Below are 502 nucleotides of genomic sequence, written 5' to 3'. Positions count from 1 at the left end.
GCCGTGCAGCGGGTCATGGTCGAGGAGGGCATCGGACTGGACGTCGCGGGCGGGGGCGAGATCCTCAGCGCGCTGCGCGCGGGCATCGACCCCGCACTGCTGGTCATGCACGGCAACGCGAAGACCACCGAAGAGCTGAGGATCGCGGTGGACGCCGGCGTCGGCCTTGTCGTCGTCGACAACTCCGACGACGTGGACCGCCTGGAGCAGCTGGTGCCGGAAGGTCGCGCCCAGGACGTGCTGGTGCGCGTGATCCCCGAGGTGGAGTCCTCCACGCATCCGCACGTGCAGACCGGCCAGGTCGGATCCAAGTTCGGCCTCACCGCCGCCGCCGCGAAGGCGCTCATCGCCCGGATCGAGGCGAGCCCGCGGCTGCGGATGCGCGGCGTGCACGCCCACGTCGGATCGCAGATCATGGATCCCGCTGAACTCGCCGCCGCCGTCGCACCTCTCGCCGCGCTCGGCACGTTCCCGGTCTACGACCTCGGCGGCGGGCTGGGAG

The 502-nt window shown here is 71.9% G+C and carries 1 protein-coding gene; it reads left to right on the top strand.

Annotated elements, in window-relative coordinates:
• The coding region (locus tag AC1DLI_RS34350; RefSeq protein ID WP_477610214.1) for an alanine racemase at positions 1-502 on the top strand (502 nt) is incomplete at both ends.

The sequence above is a fragment of the Paenibacillus sp. 01T443 genome (assembly GCF_056398325.1).
Note: the sequence above shows the minus strand (reverse complement) of the source record. Positions and strands in the feature narration are given on the sequence as shown.